The sequence below is a fragment of the Flavobacterium algoriphilum genome (assembly GCF_048158655.1).
GTDB lineage: Bacteria > Bacteroidota > Bacteroidia > Flavobacteriales > Flavobacteriaceae > Flavobacterium > Flavobacterium algoriphilum.
The window spans coordinates 842,404-864,881 of the sequence record NZ_JBLNKY010000001.1; the positions used below are offsets into that span (position 1 = coordinate 842,404).

21 protein-coding genes are annotated in these 22,478 nt (G+C 32.9%); 11 read left to right on the plus strand and 10 right to left on the minus strand.

What is annotated here, in order from left to right; translation table 11 throughout:
• Nucleotides 1-23 precede the first annotated feature (23 nt).
• Nucleotides 24-782, plus strand: a complete 759-nt coding sequence (pstB, locus tag ACM55G_RS03590; RefSeq protein WP_416842537.1) for a phosphate ABC transporter ATP-binding protein PstB — start codon at nucleotides 24-26, stop codon at nucleotides 780-782.
• A gap of 82 nt (nucleotides 783-864) precedes the next feature.
• Nucleotides 865-1,542 (plus strand): phosphate signaling complex protein PhoU, encoded by a 678-nt coding sequence (gene phoU / locus ACM55G_RS03595; protein ID WP_416842538.1) that lies wholly within the window; start codon nucleotides 865-867, stop codon nucleotides 1,540-1,542.
• A gap of 115 nt (nucleotides 1,543-1,657) precedes the next feature.
• Here phoU and ACM55G_RS03600 read toward each other — a convergent pair whose 3' ends face one another.
• The 5 genes from ACM55G_RS03600 to ACM55G_RS03620 form a co-directional block, all read right to left on the minus strand.
• Complete coding sequence (locus ACM55G_RS03600; RefSeq protein ID WP_416842539.1) at nucleotides 1,658-2,722, minus strand: glycosyltransferase; 1,065 nt, start codon at nucleotides 2,720-2,722, stop codon at nucleotides 1,658-1,660.
• Between the two features lie 174 nt (nucleotides 2,723-2,896).
• Nucleotides 2,897-3,526, minus strand: coding sequence for a hypothetical protein (locus tag ACM55G_RS03605; RefSeq protein ID WP_416842540.1), 630 nt, complete (start codon nucleotides 3,524-3,526; stop codon nucleotides 2,897-2,899).
• A gap of 84 nt (nucleotides 3,527-3,610) precedes the next feature.
• On the minus strand, nucleotides 3,611-7,042 hold the full coding sequence (locus tag ACM55G_RS03610) for a hypothetical protein (RefSeq protein ID WP_416842541.1): 3,432 nt from the start codon (nucleotides 7,040-7,042) through the stop codon (nucleotides 3,611-3,613).
• An 84-nt stretch (nucleotides 7,043-7,126) separates the two neighbouring features.
• Nucleotides 7,127-8,383, minus strand: coding sequence for an aspartate kinase (locus ACM55G_RS03615; protein WP_416842542.1), 1,257 nt, complete (start codon nucleotides 8,381-8,383; stop codon nucleotides 7,127-7,129).
• Between the two features lie 26 nt (nucleotides 8,384-8,409).
• Nucleotides 8,410-8,916 (minus strand): GNAT family N-acetyltransferase, encoded by a 507-nt coding sequence (locus tag ACM55G_RS03620; protein WP_416842543.1) that lies wholly within the window; start codon nucleotides 8,914-8,916, stop codon nucleotides 8,410-8,412.
• A gap of 257 nt (nucleotides 8,917-9,173) precedes the next feature.
• Here ACM55G_RS03620 and fbp point away from each other — a divergent pair, with 257 nt between their 5' ends.
• Nucleotides 9,174-10,193 carry a class 1 fructose-bisphosphatase gene (gene fbp / locus ACM55G_RS03625; RefSeq protein ID WP_039108650.1) on the plus strand — a complete coding sequence of 340 codons (1,020 nt, stop codon included), beginning with the start codon at nucleotides 9,174-9,176 and terminating at the stop codon, nucleotides 10,191-10,193.
• Nucleotides 10,194-10,243: 50 nt separating this feature from the next.
• Here the strand turns inward: fbp and ACM55G_RS03630 are convergent, their stop codons facing one another.
• Complete coding sequence (locus ACM55G_RS03630) at nucleotides 10,244-10,675, minus strand: tellurite resistance TerB family protein (protein ID WP_416842544.1); 432 nt, start codon at nucleotides 10,673-10,675, stop codon at nucleotides 10,244-10,246.
• Between the two features lie 188 nt (nucleotides 10,676-10,863).
• On the opposite strand from ACM55G_RS03630, the gene ACM55G_RS03635 reads away from it, so the two are divergent.
• Genes ACM55G_RS03635 through ACM55G_RS03645 form a run of 3 tightly spaced genes read left to right on the plus strand, consistent with a single transcriptional unit; the run spans nucleotide 10,864 to nucleotide 13,469 of the window.
• Nucleotides 10,864-11,457 carry a HupE/UreJ family protein gene (locus tag ACM55G_RS03635; RefSeq protein ID WP_416842545.1) on the plus strand — a complete coding sequence of 198 codons (594 nt, stop codon included), beginning with the start codon at nucleotides 10,864-10,866 and terminating at the stop codon, nucleotides 11,455-11,457.
• A gap of 5 nt (nucleotides 11,458-11,462) precedes the next feature.
• A complete protein-coding gene (locus ACM55G_RS03640; protein WP_416842546.1) occupies nucleotides 11,463-11,894 on the plus strand; it encodes a deoxycytidylate deaminase in 432 nt (143 codons plus the stop codon).
• Entirely contained in the window at nucleotides 11,895-13,469 is a 1,575-nt protein-coding gene (locus tag ACM55G_RS03645; RefSeq protein WP_416842547.1) for a S41 family peptidase, read from the plus strand.
• Between the two features lie 19 nt (nucleotides 13,470-13,488).
• Here ACM55G_RS03645 and ACM55G_RS03650 read toward each other — a convergent pair whose 3' ends face one another.
• The 4 genes from ACM55G_RS03650 to ACM55G_RS03665 all read right to left on the minus strand — a co-directional run bounded on the left by ACM55G_RS03650 (nucleotide 13,489) and on the right by ACM55G_RS03665 (nucleotide 15,812).
• Nucleotides 13,489-14,157, minus strand: a complete 669-nt coding sequence (locus ACM55G_RS03650; RefSeq protein WP_416842548.1) for a lysophospholipid acyltransferase family protein — start codon at nucleotides 14,155-14,157, stop codon at nucleotides 13,489-13,491.
• A 149-nt stretch (nucleotides 14,158-14,306) separates the two neighbouring features.
• A complete protein-coding gene (locus ACM55G_RS03655; RefSeq protein WP_416842549.1) occupies nucleotides 14,307-14,921 on the minus strand; it encodes an FAD-dependent oxidoreductase in 615 nt (204 codons plus the stop codon).
• Nucleotides 14,914-15,111 (minus strand): hypothetical protein, encoded by a 198-nt coding sequence (locus ACM55G_RS03660; RefSeq protein WP_416842550.1) that lies wholly within the window; start codon nucleotides 15,109-15,111, stop codon nucleotides 14,914-14,916. The genes ACM55G_RS03655 and ACM55G_RS03660 overlap by 8 nt, the downstream gene beginning before the upstream one ends.
• A 122-nt stretch (nucleotides 15,112-15,233) precedes the next feature.
• On the minus strand, nucleotides 15,234-15,812 hold the full coding sequence (locus ACM55G_RS03665) for a MarC family protein (RefSeq protein ID WP_416842551.1): 579 nt from the start codon (nucleotides 15,810-15,812) through the stop codon (nucleotides 15,234-15,236).
• Nucleotides 15,813-16,071: 259 nt separating this feature from the next.
• Between ACM55G_RS03665 and ACM55G_RS03670 the strand changes: the two genes are divergently transcribed.
• The 5 genes from ACM55G_RS03670 to ACM55G_RS03690 all read left to right on the plus strand — a co-directional run bounded on the left by ACM55G_RS03670 (nucleotide 16,072) and on the right by ACM55G_RS03690 (nucleotide 22,441).
• Nucleotides 16,072-16,638 carry a DUF3109 family protein gene (locus ACM55G_RS03670; RefSeq protein ID WP_416842552.1) on the plus strand — a complete coding sequence of 189 codons (567 nt, stop codon included), beginning with the start codon at nucleotides 16,072-16,074 and terminating at the stop codon, nucleotides 16,636-16,638.
• Between the two features lie 263 nt (nucleotides 16,639-16,901).
• The gene (locus ACM55G_RS03675; RefSeq protein ID WP_416842553.1) at nucleotides 16,902-17,879 is read left to right on the plus strand and encodes a ribonucleotide-diphosphate reductase subunit beta; all 978 of its coding nucleotides are present in this window, start codon (nucleotides 16,902-16,904) and stop codon (nucleotides 17,877-17,879) included.
• Nucleotides 17,880-18,089: 210 nt separating this feature from the next.
• Nucleotides 18,090-20,498 (plus strand): ribonucleoside-diphosphate reductase subunit alpha, encoded by a 2,409-nt coding sequence (locus tag ACM55G_RS03680; protein ID WP_416842554.1) that lies wholly within the window; start codon nucleotides 18,090-18,092, stop codon nucleotides 20,496-20,498.
• A 367-nt stretch (nucleotides 20,499-20,865) separates the two neighbouring features.
• Nucleotides 20,866-21,771, plus strand: a complete 906-nt coding sequence (locus tag ACM55G_RS03685) for a hypothetical protein (RefSeq protein WP_416842555.1) — start codon at nucleotides 20,866-20,868, stop codon at nucleotides 21,769-21,771.
• A 175-nt stretch (nucleotides 21,772-21,946) separates the two neighbouring features.
• Nucleotides 21,947-22,441 (plus strand): RDD family protein, encoded by a 495-nt coding sequence (locus ACM55G_RS03690; RefSeq protein ID WP_416842556.1) that lies wholly within the window; start codon nucleotides 21,947-21,949, stop codon nucleotides 22,439-22,441.
• Nucleotides 22,442-22,478: the final 37 nt, after the last annotated feature.

Below are 22,478 nucleotides of genomic sequence, written 5' to 3' on the forward strand. Positions count from 1 at the left end.
ATTTTAGACATAACAAAAAAGACATGAAAGACATAAAAATACAAGTAAATGATTTGTCATTGTACTATGGAGAAAAAAAAGCATTAAAGGAGATTTCAATGCAAATTCCGGCTAATAAAGTAACGGCTTTGATTGGTCCTTCTGGTTGTGGTAAATCTACTTTTCTTAGATGTATCAATAGAATGAATGATCTTATTCCAGATGTGAGAATAACTGGAAATATGCTTGTGGAAGGCGTTGATATTTACAGTAAAGATGTTGATGTTGTTAATATCAGAAAAAAAATTGGAATGGTTTTTCAAAAATCAAACCCATTTCCAAAATCCATTTACGAGAATATTGCTTATGGCCCAAAAATTAATGGGATAAAAGATAAAACTCAGTTAGACGAAATAGTAGAAACTTCATTGAAACAAGCTGCTATTTGGGAAGAAGTAAAGGATAGATTGGGAGATTCAGCTTTAGGCCTTTCAGGGGGACAACAACAACGACTTTGTATCGCGAGAACATTGGCTGTAAGTCCAGATATTATCCTTATGGATGAGCCAGCAAGTGCTTTGGATCCTATCTCTACTTCAAAAATAGAGGAATTAGTTCATGAATTAAAAGAGCAGTATACTATAATTATTGTAACCCATAACATGCAACAAGCAGCTAGAACCAGTGATTATACTGCCTTCTTTTACTTAGGGGAATTGATCGAAATAGGTAAAACTAATGCTATATTTACTAAACCAGAGCAAAAACAAACAGAAGATTATATCACAGGAAGATTTGGATAAAAAGCGTAATTTGAAACAGACTTTTTAAGTCTTGTTTTGTTTTTGTGAATTTTATAAATCTTTAAATTTAAAATAAAAAAATATGGCATCACACTTTGAAATAGAATTAGAAAAACTTAGAAATGTTATCCAGAAAATAGGTGTTTTAGCGGAAGGTCAAGTAGGAGAATCAGTAAATGCTTTACTTTCAGAACCTTTTTCGGAAGGTAAAGAAGTGAAAAAAACAGAAAATAAGATTGATAAATTAGATGTTAAGATTGATGAAATTTGCCAAAGTATTTTTGCTTTACAGCAACCAGTCGCTTCTGATTTGCGTTTTATTATGTCAGCGATGCAGATCAGCAATGAGATAGAAAGAATAGGTGATTTAGCGATAAGCATCATAAAAAAAGCTAAAAATATTAATGACAAACATGATTTAATTGTTAAGTTTAATATTACTGATATAGCCAGACATGTTGAGGTGATTACAATTAAAACGAATGAATGTTTCTTGACTCGAGATGAAAATACGATTGGGGAGATCTTCGTTTTGAACAATACCATAAAAAATGAATGTGATGAAGCGATACATAATATCATCAATGAAATGAAGTCATATTCTAAAACAGTCGTTTCAGGAACAAATCTTGTGATTGTTTTAAAACATTTAGAGCGTATTTCTGAGCATTGTACGAATATTGCGGAGTATGTTTATTTTATGATTAATGCCAAAATTATCAAACACGAAAAATTTGGAGATAAGAAATTAGAAGATTAATCTGGTGCTGATAATCTAATTAGTTACCTTTTTTATAAAAAAAAACACCCTAATTATTTACTTTTAAAGTATTATAATTAGGATTTTTTTATAAAATAAAGTAGAATTATTGATTCTATTCAAAAACAGAAAATAATGCTTTCCAGTCTAATGCAGTATCTAATTGTGGCAGTCCTTTGTACAGGTCAATTTCTTCAAGGTTTTCGATTCTAAAATCATTTTGTTCCGCATATGGAACCAATCCTTCTTTTTTTAATTTTTTTGCCAGATATTCCTGTTCGTATTGACCGGGAGTAGGAATAAAAAAAGCTTTTTTATTCAGTTTAGCCAAATCCATAATGGTTGTATACCCTGACCTGCATAGTACAGTGTCACTTTCGTTAAAAGTTTGTTCAAGTTGTCTCGTATTCATGAAATTATAATAGGTAATATTCTCTATTTGTTCCTTTATTTGGTCTTTTTCTATGGTCCCTTTTATAAAAACTACATTCCCATTATATTTCAATACTTCAATCTTTAATTTATCTTCTAACATGCCTCGTTGTGGTTCTGGTCCGGACAAAATAACCATTAAATCATATTTTTTCGGAGTTTCGCGTTTATGCAATCGGCTTAATGGTCCAATGTATTTAGTCACAAAATCAGCTTTTTTTATATGTCCTAATTTACCTGTCAGATTTGGAGTTTCTTCCAGGTCTGGAATCCAGCATTCAGCATATTTTTTTATAATATGTTGATGGAGCCTACTGGTAATCCAAGTGGTATTGCCAGTCATCACATTCAATTGATGTGTCATAAATACTGAAGGTACTTTTTTACTAAATACGCCAAGCCGATTGTCAGATAGTATGCCGTCAATAGAATATTTCTTAATCCATTTTTTTACCAATTTTTTTTCAGCCCAAATGGCTTCAATCATTTTTGGACAATTTTGCAATAATTTCCATTTGAAATTTTTACCATTTTTAGAATATTCTATTTCGTAGGAGGGTAATTCGAGTATTTTTAGATATGGAAATTCTTTTCTCAATAATTCCAGAGCTATACCATCAGAAGCGATTATGGGGATGTAATTATTATCTTGTAGCGCCTTAATAATAGGAATGCATCGAGTAGCATGACCCAGCCCCCAATTTAATGGAGCAATCAAAATAGTCTTATTGTTGGTATTCAAATTCATTTAGCGATAAGATTCGTTTTTTTAATTTTGAAAGTTACGCAATGAATGGGTTTTTTATATTTCGAGCGCATTACTAAACTATTAATTTATTTCGCTAAATATTAGTAGCAATTTGTTAAATGTAAATAGGCTGCTCATTTTTTAACAGCCTATTTACATAATTAGATTAAAATATTACTCTTGGATATAAGTTTTGTTTCCATTAACGTTAATGTAATATTTACCTCCTCTTGGACCGCTATACACTTTTTTACCGTTGTATTCTCCAGTAACTCTGTCGGGTACTTTTGGTGCTTTTTCATTGGTTTCTTTAACTTTTACGGCAGTTCTTTTAGCCTTGGTCGTTGTGGTCTCTTTTTGTATTTTTTCTGCCTTTTTGTTGGTTTTAATAGCTTTTTCATTAATCGCTCTAGCTTTGTCTTTTGAATCGTTTTTTGCTTTCGCTATTTTGTCGTTACTTTCTGTAGCTATATCTTTTACATTTTTTTTTGATTTAGCAACCTTCTGTTCTTCTTCTTCTTTATCATTAGCTGTTACGTCATTTTTTGCTTTACTAACGTTCCTTTTTGCTTCTTTAGCCTCACTTTCCGCTTTAGCAGTCTTATCTTTTACATCGCTTTTTGCTTTTGTAATTTTCTCTTTTGCTTCTTTATTAGCTTTAGCGGCTTTCACTTGAGATTCTTGTTTTGCCTTAACAGCTTTTTCAGTTTTTGCTTTATCAGCTTTCTTTTCAGCGGCAGTTTGTTGTGCATAAAAGTTTCCAGATAAAATAAATACAAAACATAATAACAATAATTTTTTCATGATTTTTGTGTTTTTAAAGTTAGGATTCTTGAATTAATTTCAGATTAAAGTTAATAATTTTTTTCTTAAAATTAATCTAATAGTCTAGAAATAAGCTCTTAATTGTATGTTTCCTGTGTGAATGGTCTGAGTAGATTCACTTTTTCGTCCTTGATAATTTAAATTTATATCTAAAAATTGCGTCAGGTTTTTTTGGAATAGTAATCTCCAAGTCAAGTTTTGTCCCGTTTGCAATCCTTCTAGCATTTGAAATCCTACCGAAGAGAATTCATTTCCTTTGAATTTGTTTTGATAAAAGGAAACTTCTCCATTGATGGTGATTTTTTTATCCCCAGCATAAGAAAAGGAAATTCCTAATCGATTTTGAAGTAGTGTTTCTGAAATTCCAATTTTATTTTCTTTGTGCTGTAATTCATAAAATAAATCACAACTGGTATTTTTGGAGAATAAATAACTGATTTTTGGAGCCAATTGATAACTGCGAATACTATAATTTTTTTCAGAAAAATTTTCAGATTCAATTGCGGTTTGGATTGTTTTTGCAAAAAAATTGAACAGCCAACTTTTCTTGTATAAATTGGTATATTGTAGTTGATGTGAATTGTTTTTTGCCTCTTGTGCTCCTATTGATAATAAATTTTTTGTTTGATTTTGCAAATAAGTATAGGTTGTAGAATGTTTTTGTTTCCCTCGATTATAAAACAAACTATTCCTGAAACTGGAATTCAATCCCAGCACATTTTCTTTATAAGTATTAAAGGGGTTTAATTCGAAATTTTCGCCTTCGCTTTTTATTTTTCGATCAATTATAAAAGAGGCTTGATTATAAAAATAGGAAAGTAGTCTTTTTAATCCAAGTTCATTTTGCCATTGATTTGGATTTATAGTTATAGATTGGGAGAACTTGTTTTGATGCGTTTTTATATAAATTCGGTTCGGTAAGAATATCCGGATATATTTTGCTTGGTCGATAAATGGAGCGATTTCAAACTCTTGTAATTCCTGAATTCCGTTGCTATTGTAATCATTCCACGTATAAACGCCATGGCCAACCGGAACTTCCAAGTACGTGAATTCCTGTTGTGGAATACTTCCTGAATTGGTTTCATAAACAGTGGCACTTTGAATCAATTGATTGAAAAATCGATCTGAATACACTATTCTGGAATTTAATGACGATTCTTTTTTCTTTGTTTGATCAGCAAAATCAAGCACTCTATAATTTACATAAGCAGTTAAATCACTTTTCGTTGATTGAATTAATTTTGATTTCAAGTAGTACGTTTGCGATGCATTTACACGTTGTATGAATCCATTTTGTAAGCTGTCATTTTTTCGTCTCAAATATCCTAATTCGACAAAAACTTTAGTGCTGTCACCTCTTCCGGTAAAAAAACTATACTCCGTGAACCTTTGGCTTAAAGCCGAAAATTGATTTGTAGTTTTTATTTTTTCTTCATTATTTTCTAATCGTAGGCTAGTGCCAATCCAGTTCTTGTTAAAATGATAACGAGTATGCGTTTGATTCCTATAAAATTTAGAAGAGGATTCTCTTCCATCACTTTTTAAGAAACTGCCCTGATTTTCAATCGTCCAATTTTTCAATTTAAATGCTCCATTAACAGAATGTCTGCTGCCAGAAAAGCTTTCTGAGAAATCCAGTTTTTCAAATTGATAGTTTAGCAATCCTTTGTTTTGAGGATTTTTTTTAGGATTTAATTCAAAATGTAAGCCTGAAACCAACAAACTTTGATTTCCGATAGTAGAATTTCCTAAATTCCAATCTCTATCAAATTCAATATTATAAAGGCGTTCCACCGATTTGAAATTTCTCTGAATAAATTGATAACTGGCAAAAGCGTCACCATTCCATTTTTCTGAAAATAAGCGTTGCTTTGCATTTATTTTGGCTGCCAAACCACGGTTGTCAGAATCATCTGTAGCGGAGAAAAGATTTTTGTCATTGTTACTAATTCCTATTTCATAATCAAAGGCTGTTTTTTCCGTTGGTTTATATTTCCCTAAAAATGTTGCCACTTGAATTTTCGTTGGAGAAACTAATTGTATTACTGGCTCATAATTTCCTTGCGGAATAGCATTAATTGGTTGGGTAAATTCATAAATACGACCATTGGTCGATGCGTTTTTTAGGATGTAATTTCCCTTATTTATTCCCACAAAACTGAATCGAACATTGAACAATTCGTCTTCAGGATTGTTAGAATATTCGAAAACTTCAATAGAATTAATAGTTATTTTTTTATACAACACTTTATTATCCGAATACGAATCTGAATAAGCGGAAGGCCCTGTCATTAAATCAGGATTGTCACCGGCATTCACTAAAATTTGGGCTTGTTCTTGAGAAAGGTTTTGTTGTAGAGGTTGGTTTTTTAAATCACTTTCGGAGTATAAATAACTTCCAAAACTCCATTTCTCATTTTCATGCGAAGCTCCGGCATAGGTGATAAATCGAGAGTAATTCCGATCCGAATATTGGTATTCTATAGCAATTCGCATTTCGGAGGTAATAGTAAAAAGCGGCGTAAACACTATTTCTCCAGCATTGTAATCAATGGTGTAGTCATTGTTTTCACCTCGTTTCAATAAAATGCCATTAACATAAACCCGTTCCGAACCTGAAATAACCAGAACATACAATTCGCCATTTTGGCCTTTTAATTTATATGGGCCTTGATTGCCTTCCTGGCCAACAAAATTACTTTTAGCATATTGTCCTTTCACTAAAGCTACCGATGCAAAAATATTGGTTTTACTGTTTTCAGTTCCGAAGTCAAAATTAGTAGCAAGTCCTTGTACTTTTTTATTGAAGTTAAGGAACTGTGTTTTTTTATTTTCAAGAAAAACATCTCCGGCTCTAATGTTCCATTTGTCACTAAAAAGCTCCATGAAAACATTATCAAATTGATCTAGCTTCTGAGAATAACCTCCATCTTGTAACGGAATATTACTGTCTTGCAATGAAGCTCTGAGGCTCACTTTTTCAGATAGTTTTCCTGTGATTTGTAAATCCAGATTTGAATTTAAAACTGCATTTTGATTGTTGCCAATGGTTAGTCCTCGAGTGATGCTTCCGGAAGTGTTTAATCCGTCAAAAGGACTGTTTTTTTTGACTGGATTTGTTTCAATTTTATACAAATTTCCTGAAGCAGCTTCGTTACTGACTATTTGGCTTGAATCGTAAATACGATATTCTTTGGTTAGAATTTCTGGAAGTTTGAGGTACTGAATCGTTATGGAATCGGATGGTTGAATTGGATCTCCTTTAAAAATTAAGAAGGATTTTTGGAAATTTATTTTATAAAAAACGGTGTCTATTGATTTCCCATTAGCGTTAAGCACTTGGAAGAAACTAGAATTGATGCTTTCATTTTCAAGATGAATAGTGTCTCGGGTGGAAGAGATTTTCTTGGTTTTGTATAACGAGTTAGTTTCCTGGGCCTTAAGTCCGGAAAAACACATTATTAGAAGTAAAAACACTACTTTTTTTAACATAGATAGTTTAGGTCTATGCATCAAAAGTAGTGTATTATGTAAAAAAAGTAAGTACAATTGAGGACTTTACGGAGAAAAGATTTTCTAGCTTTCTTTCGTTACTATCTGCATGGTTTCGCGGCTCACTTGTTTCAATAAAACAGTTTTATTTTCTTCAACAGTTTCTGCGGCTTTATCATTGAAATGTCTGATTGTAAATAAAGTGACATTTTCGTCAAATTCTACTTTGAATTTTTTAGAAAGAATGGCGTTCAAATCTTTGAAATTTTCAAATTTGTCCTCAACACATACAGAGAAACTAATCGCAGAATTTTGAATTAGATTCACTTTTATTTTAAATTGGTGAAACAAAGCGAAAATCTCGCTTATGTGTTCTTCCATGATGAAAGAGAAATCTATTGATGAAAGCGAAATCAAGAGTTGGTTTCTTTTGACAATAAAACACGGCAAATAAGGTTCTAAATCGGCACCTTTGGCAACACGAGTTCCCGGTAACAAAGGATTAATAAACGATTTTACAAATAAGGGAATTTCCTTTTTTTGCAAAGGTTGTAAAGTTTTCGGATGAATAACCGTAGCGCCATAAAAAGCCAATTCAATCGCTTCGCGGTATGAAATCTGGTTCAGCAAACTGGCGTTTTCAAAATATCTTGGGTCAGCATTCATAACTCCTGGAACATCTTTCCAGATGGTTACACTTTCCGCATTTAAGCAATAAGCAAAAATTGCAGCAGTATAATCGGAACCTTCACGACCTAAAGTAGTGGTAAAGTTATTTTCGTCAGAACCCAAAAACCCTTGAGTGATATTTAATATTTTTCTTTTTACGTTTTTGGAAATATTCTTTTGTGTCAATTCCCAGTCTACTTCCGCATCTCTATAAGTAGCGTCTGTTTTTATAAAATTTCGCACATCTAGCCATTGTGTTTTTATTTCCATAAAACTCATAAAATGGCTCAGGATAGTGGTAGATATTAATTCACCATAACTCACAATTTGATCGTAAACGAAATTATAATTTGGCGATTTATTATGCGCCAAAAAATATTCTAAGTCAGAAAATTGATTGTTTACCGCAGTAAAAACTTCGTGCTTTTCTTCTTCAAACAAATCCATCAGAATTTGATTGTGGTATTTTTTCACTTCTTGAACGGATGAATTTAATTCAGCCGACTTGTCGAAATAGTTTTTTATTACTAACTCAAGTGCATTTGTAGTTTTTCCCATTGCAGAAACAACCAATAACACATCCTCATACCCTACTTTTTGTAAAACGTCATATACGTTTTTTATTCCCGCAGCATCCTTTACAGAGGCACCACCAAATTTGAATACTCTCATACTTTTAAACAAAAAAATTTGTAATTTTATTTTAATCTGTTATCTACAAAATAGTTAATTCCTGCTTCATCCATTTGCGCCACATACCAATCTTTTAGTACTTTTGCACCTGATTTTTCATAAAATTCAATTGCAGGTGTGTTCCAGTCAAGAACATGCCAGTCAATTCTTCGAACATTATCTTTTTTTCCTTGCTTGATGATTTCAGAATACAGAGCATAGCCCAATCCTGTTCCTCGCATTTCATCTTTTACCACTAAATCTTCCAGATGGATTATTTTTCCTTTCCAAGTAGAATAGCGATAATAATACAAAGCAATACCCACAATTTGCTTCGCCTGTTGGCTATCGCTCGGGCCTGATTCCACTTCGGCTACAAAAACATGAAATAAAGGGGTAGGACCAAAACCATCGCGGACTAAATCGTCAACGGTGATAAGAACTGCATCAGGCTCTTTCTCAAAGTCTGCTAATTCTTGAATAAGTCCTAAAACCGCTTCCATGTCTTCTGGATTTCCTTTTCTGATATTCATACGTAGTTTTTATTTATTTTTATTTGAATATGGAATTCGCATATCTTTATGGGTGTTTGCTTAAAACTCCCGGAATGCTTATCTCGTAAATTCTTATTTTTAATGGTTGAATTTTTCAAAATAAAGTATTTTCTACCCATTATTCAACTATTTTATAAGCAAATATACAATACTGTCAAACTAAGTAAATATTATTCAATTCATTTTCACAAAAAATCCGATATTTGTGACTTCAAACGAACTACAACGATTTCTTAATGGAAGAACGCAACAGAACACTAGGGGAATTTATCATTGAAAACCAAAATGCTTTTCAATATTCGTCAGGCGAATTGTCTCGAATTATCAATTCTATCCGTTTGGCTGCAAAAGTGGTCAATTATAAAGTTAACAAAGCTGGATTAGTAGATATTATTGGTGCAGCCGGTGAACAAAATATACAAGGAGAAGACCAACAGAAACTCGATGTATATGCCAATGATATTTTTATCCAAACGTTGATCAACCGTGAAATTGTATGCGGAATCGCTTCTGAAGAAAATGATGATTTTATTACAGTGGAAGGAAGTGATAAAAGCCATAATAATAAATATGTGGTTTTGATGGATCCTCTTGATGGATCTTCTAATATTGATGTAAATGTTTCCGTAGGGACAATATTCTCGGTATACAGACGTGTTACTCCAATTGGTACTCCAGTTACAATTGAAGATTTTTTACAGCCTGGAACTAATCAAGTTGCTGCGGGTTATGTGATTTATGGCACATCTACAATGCTGGTTTACACTACAGGACATGGCGTAAATGGATTTACATTAAATCCGGCAATTGGAACCTTTTATTTATCGCATCCAAATATGCAGTTTTCTAAGGATGGAAATATTTATTCTATCAATGAAGGAAACTATGTTCATTTTCCACAAGGAGTAAAAGACTATATTAAATATTGCCAACTTGAAGAGGAAGACAGGCCTTATACTTCACGTTATATAGGAAGTTTGGTTTCTGATATTCATAGAAATATGATCAAAGGCGGGATTTATATTTATCCAACAAGTTCTAAAGCTCCAAAAGGGAAATTACGTCTTTTATATGAATGCAATCCAATGGCATTTATTGTAGAGCAAGCCGGCGGTAAAGCCTCTGATGGTTTTGGAAGTATAATGGAAATTGTACCTACTGAATTACACCAACGCGTTCCTTTTTTCTGCGGAAGCTACAATATGGTAGAGAAGGCTGAAGATTTCATGCACAAAGCAAAATTGAGCAAGTACTAAAAACAATTATAAAAAAGCTCCCGAAATTTTTGGGAGCTTTTTTATGATTTTTATTTATGCATGTTTTGCATTTCGAAAAGGAAAGTATCTAAATCTACTTTTTTATCTACTAATGATAATGCTTTAGATATGATATAATTCACGTTTTCACCATTAAAACCTAATGCTACTCCAATTTTCCCTAATAATAATTCTTGTTTATCTCCTAAGTGATGATCAACATGAACCATTCGGGCTAAATCATACAAACGTTCCAATTTTTGCTCGTGCAGATAAGGAGCATTTATAGGATATTTCAATGGATTTTGTAAAATTTCGGTATATTCTTCTGGAGAAATTTCTAGTCTAACGGCCAGCTTATCTAAAAACATTTTTTCTTCTGGAGCAAATTTTTCATCTGCAAGTGCTACACGAACGATAGCTGAAAAATGACCTTTATTTCTTTGTTTGAATTCGCTATCAAATAAATCTGAAAATGACATAATTATTAGTTTTTTATCCTACAAAGATAAATCTATTTTTAAATTATTGATTTTAATTTATTTAAAATTATAATTTGTTAATCAAAGTATTTTAAATCCTTTTTTAAGGAATGATTTGTGTTTTCAAAACAATCATTTTCAAAATTAATCGTAAGTTTACAGCCCCTTATCAATTTAATAAATTACGTATGTCAGAATTTTGGATTTACTTTCAAATAGGGTTAAAACACGTTTTGGATATTCATGCGTATGACCATGTTTTGTTTTTAATAGCATTAGCTGTTCCTTTCTCTTTCAAGGATTGGCCAAGAATAGTACTTTTGATAACGCTGTTTACAATTGGACATACACTGGCTTTGCTGCTTTCCGTTTTTGGTATAATTGCAATAAAAGTGAATGTTGTTGAATTGTTGATACCAATAACGATATTAATAACAGCCTTGTTTAATCTTTTTACGGCTGGTAAATCCAGTAAAAAAGAAAGTATAAATTTGGTATTTTTTATAACACTTTTCTTTGGGATTATTCATGGTTTGGGTTTCTCAAACTATTTTAAATCAATTTTGGGAGGAAGTGCAACCTCTAAATTATTCCCTTTGGGCGAATTTGCATTGGGGATCGAAGCAGCTCAAATTATTGTAGTTTTTGTTGTGTTGGTATTGTCTTATATTATTCAAACTTTTTTTAGATTCTCTAAACGGGATTGGACTTTGGTGATGTCAGCCTTTATAATAGGAGTAATTTTGCCAATGATTATTGAAAATGAAATCTGGATTAGATAAAAATAATGGAATCAAAAAAATTAAATAAATACGATAAAGCGTATCTTAGAATTGCGACCGAATGGGGACTTTTGTCTTATTGTAAAAGAAAGCAAGTGGGGGCTATCATTGTAAGGGATCGAATGATTATTTCCGATGGTTACAATGGAACGCCAACTGGATTTGAAAATTGTTGTGAAGATGAAGAAGGGTTAACGCGTTGGGATGTGTTGCATGCCGAAGCAAATGCAATTCTCAAAGTAGCGCGATCTACACAATCTTGTGAAGGTGCTACATTATATATTACGCTTTCGCCTTGCAAAGAATGCAGTAAATTAATCCATCAATCAGGGATAAAACGAGTGGTGTATAACAATGGGTATCGCGATGATTCCGGAATTCAGTTTTTGATAAAAGCGGGAGTAGAAGTGGAGCATATTCCAGTATTAGAAGAATAAATGAAAAGCTATAATAAATACCTGCCTGTAATTATTAGTGTGGCTCTTGCCATAGGAGTTGTCCTTGGCGGGTTATTAAACGCTCCAAATCAAAATCATTTTTTCTCTAAAAACAGTTCCAAAAATAAACTCAATAAACTAATTGATTTTATCGATAACGAATATGTCGATAATGTCAATACGGATTCTATCGTAAATCTTACCGTTGATAATATTTTGGCAAAATTAGATCCGCATTCTGTATATATTCCACCAAGTGAGCAAGCTGAAGTTGTTGAGAGTATGAAAGGAGATTTTGTGGGAATAGGCGTCAATTTTTATATGTACAATGATTCTGTGGCGATAATAAAACCGGTTGAAAATGGCCCTTCGGCAAAAGCCGGAATAAAAGCAGGAGACCGAATTTTATATGCTGATAAAACTAAATTATTCGGACGTAAATTGCCTAATGACAGTTTGTTTTCTAAATTAAAAGGGACTGTGGGTTCCGAAATTGAACTTACCGTTTACAGAAAATCGGAACGTAAAGAAATTAAATTAATAGTAAAACGAGATGTTATTCCTTTGAAAAGTGTTGATGTTTCCTTGCTTTTGAAAAATAATACCGGTTATATAAAAATAAATCGATTTGCCGAAACTACTTATGGCGAGTTTAAAAGAGGTTTGGATGCATTGAAAAAACAAGGTGCTAACTCATTAATTATTGATCTTCGGGATAATGGAGGCGGTTATATGGAAGAAGCGATTGCAGTTGCGGATGAATTATTGAAAGACAAACAATTAATTGTTTTTACCAAAAATAAAAAAGGAAATACCGATAAAACTTTTGCAACAGAAAAAGGAAGTTTCGAAAGCGGAAATGTGTTTGTATTAATAAATGAGAATAGTGCGTCAGCAAGTGAAATTCTTGCGGGAGCGATCCAAGATAATGACAGAGGAACAATTGTAGGCCGACGTTCGTTTGGAAAAGGATTGGTACAACGCGAAATGGATTTTGATGATGGTTCAGCAGTTCGATTAACTATTGCAAGATATTACACGCCAACCGGTCGTTCTATTCAAAAGCCTTATAATGAAGGAAATGACGCATATTTTAAAGAATCAGATAGTCGTTTTGAAAACGGGGAACTGTATGAAAAAGACAGTATAAAAGTTTCGAATTCTTTAAAATTTAAAACTAAAAAAGGGAAAATTGTTTACGGAGGGGGTGGAATTGTTCCTGATGTTTTTGTGCCGCTTGAAGTGGAGCATGGGAATGAAAGTAGTGTATATTTATTGCAATCGGGCGTTGTTGGCCATTTTGTATTTGAGCAATTAGATAAAAATAGAAATACTTTTAGAGGTTTGACTTTTCAACAATTCATGACCAAGATGAATGGAACGGATGTGTATTTTAATTCGTTTCAAAAGTATATTTTGAAAAACGGATTGAATCTGAAGTTTGGGAAAAGCAAGTCGTTAGTAAAACGGTATGTTGCCGCAGAATTTGCCCGACAATTGTATGGTGAAAAATATTATTACGAAATTGTATTGAAAGAAGATGCAATGGTTAAAGCAGTTTTAAAAAGTCAATAGAAAAAAATTAGCACTGTTTTTAATTTTCACTGTCCCAATCTTTTCTATATCGAATGAGTTCTTTGTCGATAATGTCTTTAGAGGTGTTTAATAGATAAGTTGCATCTTTAGAATAAATAGGAGGAAAGAAAGTTATTTTAATCTCAGTGGTAAGTTTTCCAAAACATTTTAAAAAATGTGGAATAAAAGTGTCGTTTCCAATGAAGGCATCTGTTTTTTCTTTATAATCAATAGCAATTGGTATAACTGCGGATTCGATTTTAGTAGCCATGACAAATGAACCATAGTTGAAAGCTACAGTTGAAGGCAAATCATGAGTTGTACCTTCGGGAAAATTGATGATTGAATATCCTCTGCTAAGAACTTCTCGAATATTTTCGGCGGTATTTTGTCTGCTTTTCGAACATTTTCTGTCCACAAATAACACACCTGATATTTTACAGATGTATCCAATAAGTGGCCATGAAGCGACTTCTATTTTTCCAACAGGATAAGCATGGATTAGATTTACAATTACGATTGGGTCAAAATAAGACCGATGATTGGCTACAATTAACCCTTGTACGGTGGGCTTTTCTCCATAAACAATTGTGCGTATACCTAAAATTACATTTGATACTTTTATTAAAAAATCTCTTAAAAAAATTGCTTTTTTTGAATTATTTTCTTCACTCGAAAAGAAACTCATGAAATAGAAAATAATCGAAAAAAAGGAAATAAATACTATAAAAACGATGAGTCTTATGAAGCTCAATAACAGTGATAACATAAAAATAGATTAATGAAAGTGTAAACCTACCATTATTTTTCTAGAGATTTTTCACATTGAAATTCTATTTATCGAATACTATCATGACAATGTGTTTGTATGCCACCATTCCATAACGTTAGAATGTCAGTAGCAACGGCAGCGCCACTTCCTGCAGCAATGGCCAGTTGACTTCTCCAACCTGCTAGAGTTCCTATAACATAAATCCCATCAGTAACTTTGTGATCACTATTTTTAAGTTGGATTCTTTGTTTTTCAGGAAGTGCTTTTTGATGTGGGACTACATAATCCATTAATCCGTCTATTGCAAAAGTGTTTGCGGATCCAATGCCTATTACGATTGTTTTGGTTTTGTAAGCGTTTTTGGTTGTGGTTACTGTAAATTCAGGAAACAGGCCTTCAATTTTCAACACTTTTTCATTCGGAATTTGTTTAATGTGCGGATAGGTTTTTGAAAGGAGTTGAACACTCTCGGTCAATAATTCAGAACCTAGTTTACCCGCAGGGATTCCATAAGCATTATTAAACAATGCGTCTTGCAGAGCAGATGTTTTTTGATGAGTGAAAACACCAATTTTCTTTTCAGTAACAAAAGATTTGTTTTTTGCGGAACCCAAAACGAGCGCGCATGACATTCCAGAAACACCGCCACCAATAATTAGCACATCAAATAGATTAGTCATGCATTTTTTTTTCAATTTCTTTCGACATTCTAAAGATAACAAGGATTAGAACGGCGCAAAATGAAGCTGCAACGCCAATTAGAGCGTACATGCTATCCCCTTGAAATAGATGTTTAAAATCAAGACGTGTAATATTAAAAATAATTAGAGTAACTGCTAAAAATATCAAAATGTTAGTAAAGATTTTCATAAGATTTTTTGGTTTTAATATAAAACAGATGGTTAGGAATATTTCTTTTGGACATTTAAGTCCAAATAAAATCAAATTATTTTATATTGTTGCATTAGAGGGTAAATTTATGAAAATTTATTTTAGACAAACAAACCTTTAACATTAGCGGCGAATAATTTAACAGCAATGGCAAGAAGTACCACTCCAAAAGTCTTTCGGATAACTCCAAGTCCATTTTCTCCTAACATTCGTTCGATTTTCGCGGATGATTTCAAAACGATATAGACGAGAATAATATTTAAAATAATGGCTGCAATAATATTGATTGTCTGAAATTCTGCTTTCAGGGATAATAAAGTGGTCATGGTTCCTGCTCCTGCAACAAGTGGGAATGCAATAGGAACAATTGAAGCGGAACTTGCTGCTTCATCACGATACAATCGAATGCCTAATATCATTTCTAATGCTAAAAAAAATAAGACAAAAGAACCAGCTACTGCAAAAGAATTGACGTCGATTCCAATCAAATTTAAGAATTCTTCCCCTATAAAAAGAAAGACAATCATAATTGCCCCTGAAGCCAAAGATGCCTTTTCGGATTCAATATGGCCGAATTTCGCTCTTAAATCGATGATAATTGGAATTGTGCCAATGATGTCAATTACAGCAAAAAGGACCATGCTTACGGTAACAATTTCTCTGATGTCAAATCCTATCATAGCTTTTTATTTACAAAGTTAAACTTTTCGTCTCATTTAATGGATAAAATAGAATGGTATTGCGATTTATTTAAGTAGTTTTTTAAGATTGTACAAGAAGAATTTATCTTGTTATTTTATTTTTATATCACACTGAATATTAAATAGTTAGTATTTATTTGCCGTTCGGTTTTCTAATAAAGTTAAAGTTATTTTTATCTAAAAAAATACAATTTACTTTGACTATCTTTGCACTTTATAATCACAGTACCCCAAAAGAATGTTTCAATTAGGAAAAACCATCGTCTCAGAAGACATACTCAAAAAAGATTTTGTTTGTAATTTATCAGCCTGTAAAGGGGCTTGTTGTGTTGATGGCGATGCCGGAGCTCCGTTGAGCGTTGAGGAAACTAAGATTTTAGAAGAAATTTATCCTAAGGTAAAACCGTTCCTTCGTAAACAAGGAATTGCAGCTATTGAAGCGCAAGGAACTTGGGTAACAGGAACAGATGGTGATCTTGAAACACCTCTGATTGACAATAAAGATTGTGCTTACGTGATTTTTGACGGTAAAACAGCGCTTTGCGGTATTGAACAAGCGTACAATCAAGGAATAATTGACTGGAAAAAACCAGTTTCATGCCATTTATATCCTATTCGTGTAAAAGATTTTACCGAGTTTGCCGCTGTCAATTATGACAAGTGGGATATTTGTGATGCAGCCTGTTCTTTAGGTCAGGAATTAGAAGTTCCTGTTTACAAATTTGTTAAAGAAGCATTGGTTAGGAAATTTGGAGAAGACTGGTATGCAGAGCTTGAGAAAGTGGCGCTGGACATGAAAAAGTAATTTCAAAATAATTAAAAAAGTCCTTGTTTTTTATTTTTATAATCCTATATTTTACGGTACTTTACGTGCTTTTTTGTTTTTCAATGTACTGATATTCAGTTTTTTGAAAAAATAATCAAAAGTATTCCGGTTTATCTCATTTGTTAAAAACTAAGTCCGATTGTGAATAAGTTTGGCTTTTAAATTCGGCAATATTTCACAATCTTTGTAATCCACTAAATGCATAAAATTTCGTTAAATTTTCAAAAAAACAAACAATTATAATGGCGCAAGTTGAACCAATTTTACAAGAAAACAAGAATCGTTTCGTAATTTTCCCTATCAAACACCATGATATTTGGGAATTTTATAAAAGTATGGAAGCCAGTTTCTGGACTGCTGAAGAAATTGATTTGTCACAAGATTTAAATGACTGGAATAACAAACTTTCTGATGATGAGCGTTATTTTGTCAAGCATATTTTGGCATTTTTTGCTGCTTCAGATGGAATCGTAAATGAAAATCTAGCTGAAAATTTTGTAAATGAAGTGCAGTACGCAGAAGCAAAATTCTTTTACGGTTTTCAAATTATGATGGAAAACATTCATAGCGAAACTTATTCGTTACTGATTGATACCTATGTAAAGGATGAAGCGGAGAAAGATGAATTGTTCAATGCTTTAGAAGTTTTTCCGGCGATTAAGAAAAAAGCAGACTGGGCTTTGCAATGGATCGAGTCCGATTCGTTTGCGGAGCGATTGATCGCTTTTGCAGCGGTGGAAGGGATTTTCTTTTCGGGAGCATTTTGTTCTATTTATTGGTTGAAAAAACGGGGATTAATGCCAGGATTGACATTTTCTAACGAACTGATTTCTCGTGATGAGGGGGTTCATTGTGATTTTGCCGTGCATTTGCACAACCACCACTTGGTAAATAAAGTGCCAAAAGAAAGAATCAGAAGTATTATTGTTGATGCCTTAAATATAGAGAGAGAGTTTATTACTGAATCGCTACCTGTGAGTTTGATAGGAATGAATTCGGTGTTAATGACACAGTATTTAGAGTTTGTTGCTGACAGATTATTAGTGGAGTTAGGTTGTGACAGAGAGTATAATACTCCGAATCCTTTTGACTTTATGGATATGATTTCGCTTCAAGGGAAAACTAATTTCTTTGAAAAGAAAGTGGCTGAATATCAAAAAGCGGGTGTGATGAATACGGATGGGGATGCTCAAAAAATATCTTTTGACGCCGATTTTTAATTAGTCTTGAATCCTTAGATTTCTTCGTGCTACTGCTCTAATAGCCCAGCTAGTAATGAAAATCCTTTCTGGTCCTGAACTTGTTTCAGGATCCTGAAACAAGTTCAGGACTAGAAAGATTGCAATGGATAGCTGGAAATAGCTCCAAAAAAATAATACAAATAACGAAAAACAGCAAAGGGATTTTCTGTTTTGAAAACAAACAAAAGTATGTACGTAGTAAAAAGAGACGGGCGTAAAGAGCCTGTAATGTTCGACAAAATCACAGATAGAATTAAAAAACTATGTTACGGTTTGAATGATTTGGTTGATGCCGTGAAAGTCGCAATGCGAGTAATTGAAGGGCTTTATGATGGAGTTTCTACGTCAGAATTAGATAATTTAGCAGCCGAAACAGCAGCGTCAATGACCATTGCACATCCTGATTATGCACAATTGGCGGCGCGAATTGCAATTTCGAATTTGCATTCCAATACTAAAAAATCATTTTCGGAAACAATGAATGATATGTTTCATTATGTAAACCCGAGAAATGGACAAGATGCACCTTTGTTATCTGAAGAAGTGCACCAGGTGATTATGAAAAATGCTGAATTTTTGGATTCACATGTGATATATAACAGAGATTTTAATTATGATTATTTTGGTTTTAAAACCTTGGAAAGATCGTATTTGCTAAAAATAAACGGCAAAATAGTGGAGCGTCCGCAACACATGTTGATGCGTGTTTCGGTTGGGATCCACTTAGATGATCTAGATTCAGTGATTGAGACATACGACTTAATGTCGAAAAAATTCTTTACGCATGCAACGCCTACATTATTCAATGCGGGTACTCCAAAACCACAAATGTCTTCTTGTTTCCTTTTGGCGATGCAAGACGATAGTATTGACGGGATTTATGATACGTTGAAACAAACGGCCAAAATCTCCCAATCAGCAGGTGGAGTTGGGCTTTCTATTCATAATGTAAGAGCTACAGGTTCTTACATACGTGGAACAAACGGAACGTCAAACGGAATTGTTCCGATGTTGCGTGTTTTCAATGATACGGCGCGTTATGTAGATCAAGGTGGTGGAAAACGCAAAGGAAGTTTTGCTATTTATATCGAAACTTGGCACGCGGATATTTTTGAATTCTTAGATTTGAAAAAGAATACCGGAAAAGAAGAAATGCGCGCCAGAGATTTATTCTTCGCCATGTGGACGTCTGATTTATTTATGAAACGAGTTCAAGAAGACAGTTATTGGACGTTGATGTGTCCTAATGAATGTCCGGGTTTATATGATGTGTATGGCGAAGAATTTGAAGCCATGTACATTGATTACGAGAAACGTGGAAAAGGTAGAAAAACCATTAAAGCGCATGAACTGTGGGAGAAAATTCTAGAATCGCAAATCGAAACTGGAACGCCTTACATGTTGTATAAAGATGCCGTCAATAGAAAGTCAAACCAGAAAAATTTAGGGACTATTCGTTCTTCGAATTTGTGTACCGAGATTATGGAATTTACATCCAAAGATGAAATTGCAGTTTGTAATCTAGCCTCTCTTTCCTTGCCGATGTTTGTTTCTAATGGGAAGTTTGACCATGAATTGATGTATACCGTTACAAAACGGGTAACTAGAAACTTGAATAAAGTAATCGACAGGAATTATTATCCAGTAATTGAAGGAGAAAATTCTAATAAACGCCACCGGCCAATTGGTCTTGGAGTACAAGGATTAGCCGATGCTTTCATTATGTTGCGTTTGCCTTTTACGAGTGATGAAGCTAAAAAACTAAATCAGGAAATTTTTGAAACATTATACTTTGCTGCGGTAACCGCTTCAATGGAAATGGCAAAAGAAGAAGGTCCTTATTCCACTTTTGAAGGTTCGCCAATTTCTCAAGGAGAATTCCAATACAATTTGTGGGGAATGAAAGATGAGGAATTATCTGGTCGTTGGGACTGGGCTTCCTTGCGAAAAGAGGTGATGGAACACGGGGTGAGAAACTCGTTGTTAGTCGCGCCAATGCCAACGGCTTCTACATCACAAATTTTGGGGAACAACGAAGCATTCGAACCCTATACTTCTAATATTTACACCCGAAGAGTCCTTTCGGGAGAATTTATTGTGGTAAACAAACACTTGTTGCACGATTTAGTGGAGCGTGGTTTGTGGAATGAAACATTGAAACAAGAATTAATGCGAAATAACGGTTCAGTTCAAGACCTGAATATTCCGCAAGACTTGAAAGAATTGTACAAAACAGTGTGGGAAATGTCCATGAAAGACATTATTGATATGTCCCGTCAACGTGGTTATTTTGTGGATCAATCGCAATCGTTGAACTTATTTATGCAAAATGCCAATTATTCTAAATTGACATCGATGCATTTCTACGCTTGGCAATCCGGATTGAAAACGGGAATGTATTATTTGAGAACAAAAGCGGCAGTGGATGCGATTAAATTTACATTGAATAACGACAAGAAAGTGGAACCGATAGAAATTAAAGAGCAACCCATCGCTGTGGTAAGGGAAGCGGTAGAAATGTCCGCCGAAGAATACAGAGCCATGATTGAACTTTCTAAAAACGCAGGGCCGGAAGATTGTGAAATGTGTGGGAGTTAATTAATAGAATATAAAATGATAAAGGCCTCTTAGTGGAGGCCTTTTATAAAAATACTAACTTTAAATCGGGCGCTGAGGTAAAGAAAAACACTAATACGCATAAAAAAAGGGATGCCTGTGACATCCCTAACTTTGAAAAACTTAATAATAACGCCGTCGGAAGCTTTTTTAATTAAGTAGTATTAAGATGATGAGGTTACCTCACCTACTTATTTTTATGCTCCAAAAGTATAAAAAAATATCATCTTTCAAAGTTAAATTATTCACAGAATTTAATATGTTGATAAACTTTTTTTAACCCTCTGTTTTGATAAGGGTTGTAGAATTTATTAACAAAATCTATTCAAATAATTTAAATAAGAAAAATATGGTAAATTTAAATATTTACAGATTTAAGCTTTTAAATAAAGCAAAAGAACAACAAGTTTTGAGTTTTTATAATGAGGAAGAAGACTTGTTAGATACAATGAATAATTTTTGTGATTATATTCACAAAAACATACGAGATTATATTGATACTCAAGGAAAATATAGAACCTTTACCCTTAGTAATCGTCAAAAGAAAGATTCAGATAAAAGAATTATTTCAGGTTATTTTGATTCTTCTTATACTGGTGAAAAAGGAAAAATAAAAGATAGAAAGACGAATCAATTAAAATTTAATATCAAAGAAAAAGATTTATTTTCCAAAGAATTTTTCTATTTAATACATGTTCCTAAAAATTCAAAATTTGGATTTCTGATAGTTGAAAAGAAAGAAAATCATGGAGTGAAATCTATATTTGAATATGCTTTCAACAATTTTATGCGATCCAAGGGTGTTTCAAACTATTCATTAGAATTAAGACAGGCTCCACCTAGGTATTTCATTAAAAATTATCTTGAATTTGGAAAACTTAAAGAGTTTAGATTGATTGAAAACGGTTTGAATTCAGAATTAAATTCTATTGATCATAAATTAGGTAAAGAAGAAAGGGTTTTTAAATTAAACAACAACGTAACTGAAGGGCTAAACATAAAAAATGTTTTAGTTAAGTTATTCAATAATTTTCCTTTTTCAAATGAAAAGATACCTTTTTTGAATAAAGGTGAATTTGACGAAATTACTTTTGTATTAGGTATAAATGGTTCTTCAAAAACATTCTATATTAGAAATCAAGAAAAGATAAGATCAAATGTAGATGTTTCTAATTTAATTGAATATTACGATGGTGAACCTACCATTGAATCTTTAATAAAGGTTTCCTTAGAATTAATAAATTCAGCAGCATAGTATTCATTAAATTTATAATAAAGGGAGCATTTGACAATTCAAATGCTCCTTTTTGTTAATAGACATCAAATTAAGAGGATACATAAACCTTTAATATTTGATTAAAACTATAAGAATAATTCACTATATTTGAGATAGTTATCATTAGAAGTAATCGTTTTTTATACTAACTATTATGGAAAATAAAAAATTTACTGTAACAGATGATTTATTAGCTTCTAAAAGCCAGCGTTTCCTGAATTTCCTTATTGATGTATTGATTGTTTATATTATCGGAATTACTATTGGTACGACCATAACTATAATTGGAGACTTGGCCCATAGTTATGAGGCCTCAAATTGGGTTACATCATTGAGTTTAATTGAAAAGGTCTTTTTTGGGCTTGTAATCCTGTTTTTTTACTATGCATTTACGGAAATGTACTTCTCCAGAACCTTCGCTAAGTATTTTACCAAAACTATTGTAGTACGAGTTGATGGTTCCAAACCCAATACCAAAAACTTTATGATACGAACGGTATCCCGCCTTAATCCTATGGACCCTTTTTCATTTCTGGGTAAAACAGAAAGAGGTTTGCATGATACTTTATCCGCAACGTATGTGGTGAAAAAGCACGAGTTTGTCCAGAAAATGAAAATGTTTGTTTCAGTGGATGAAATAGGAGTATAATACTAGTTCTGAAAGTAATGATTCATTAGTTTTGTAG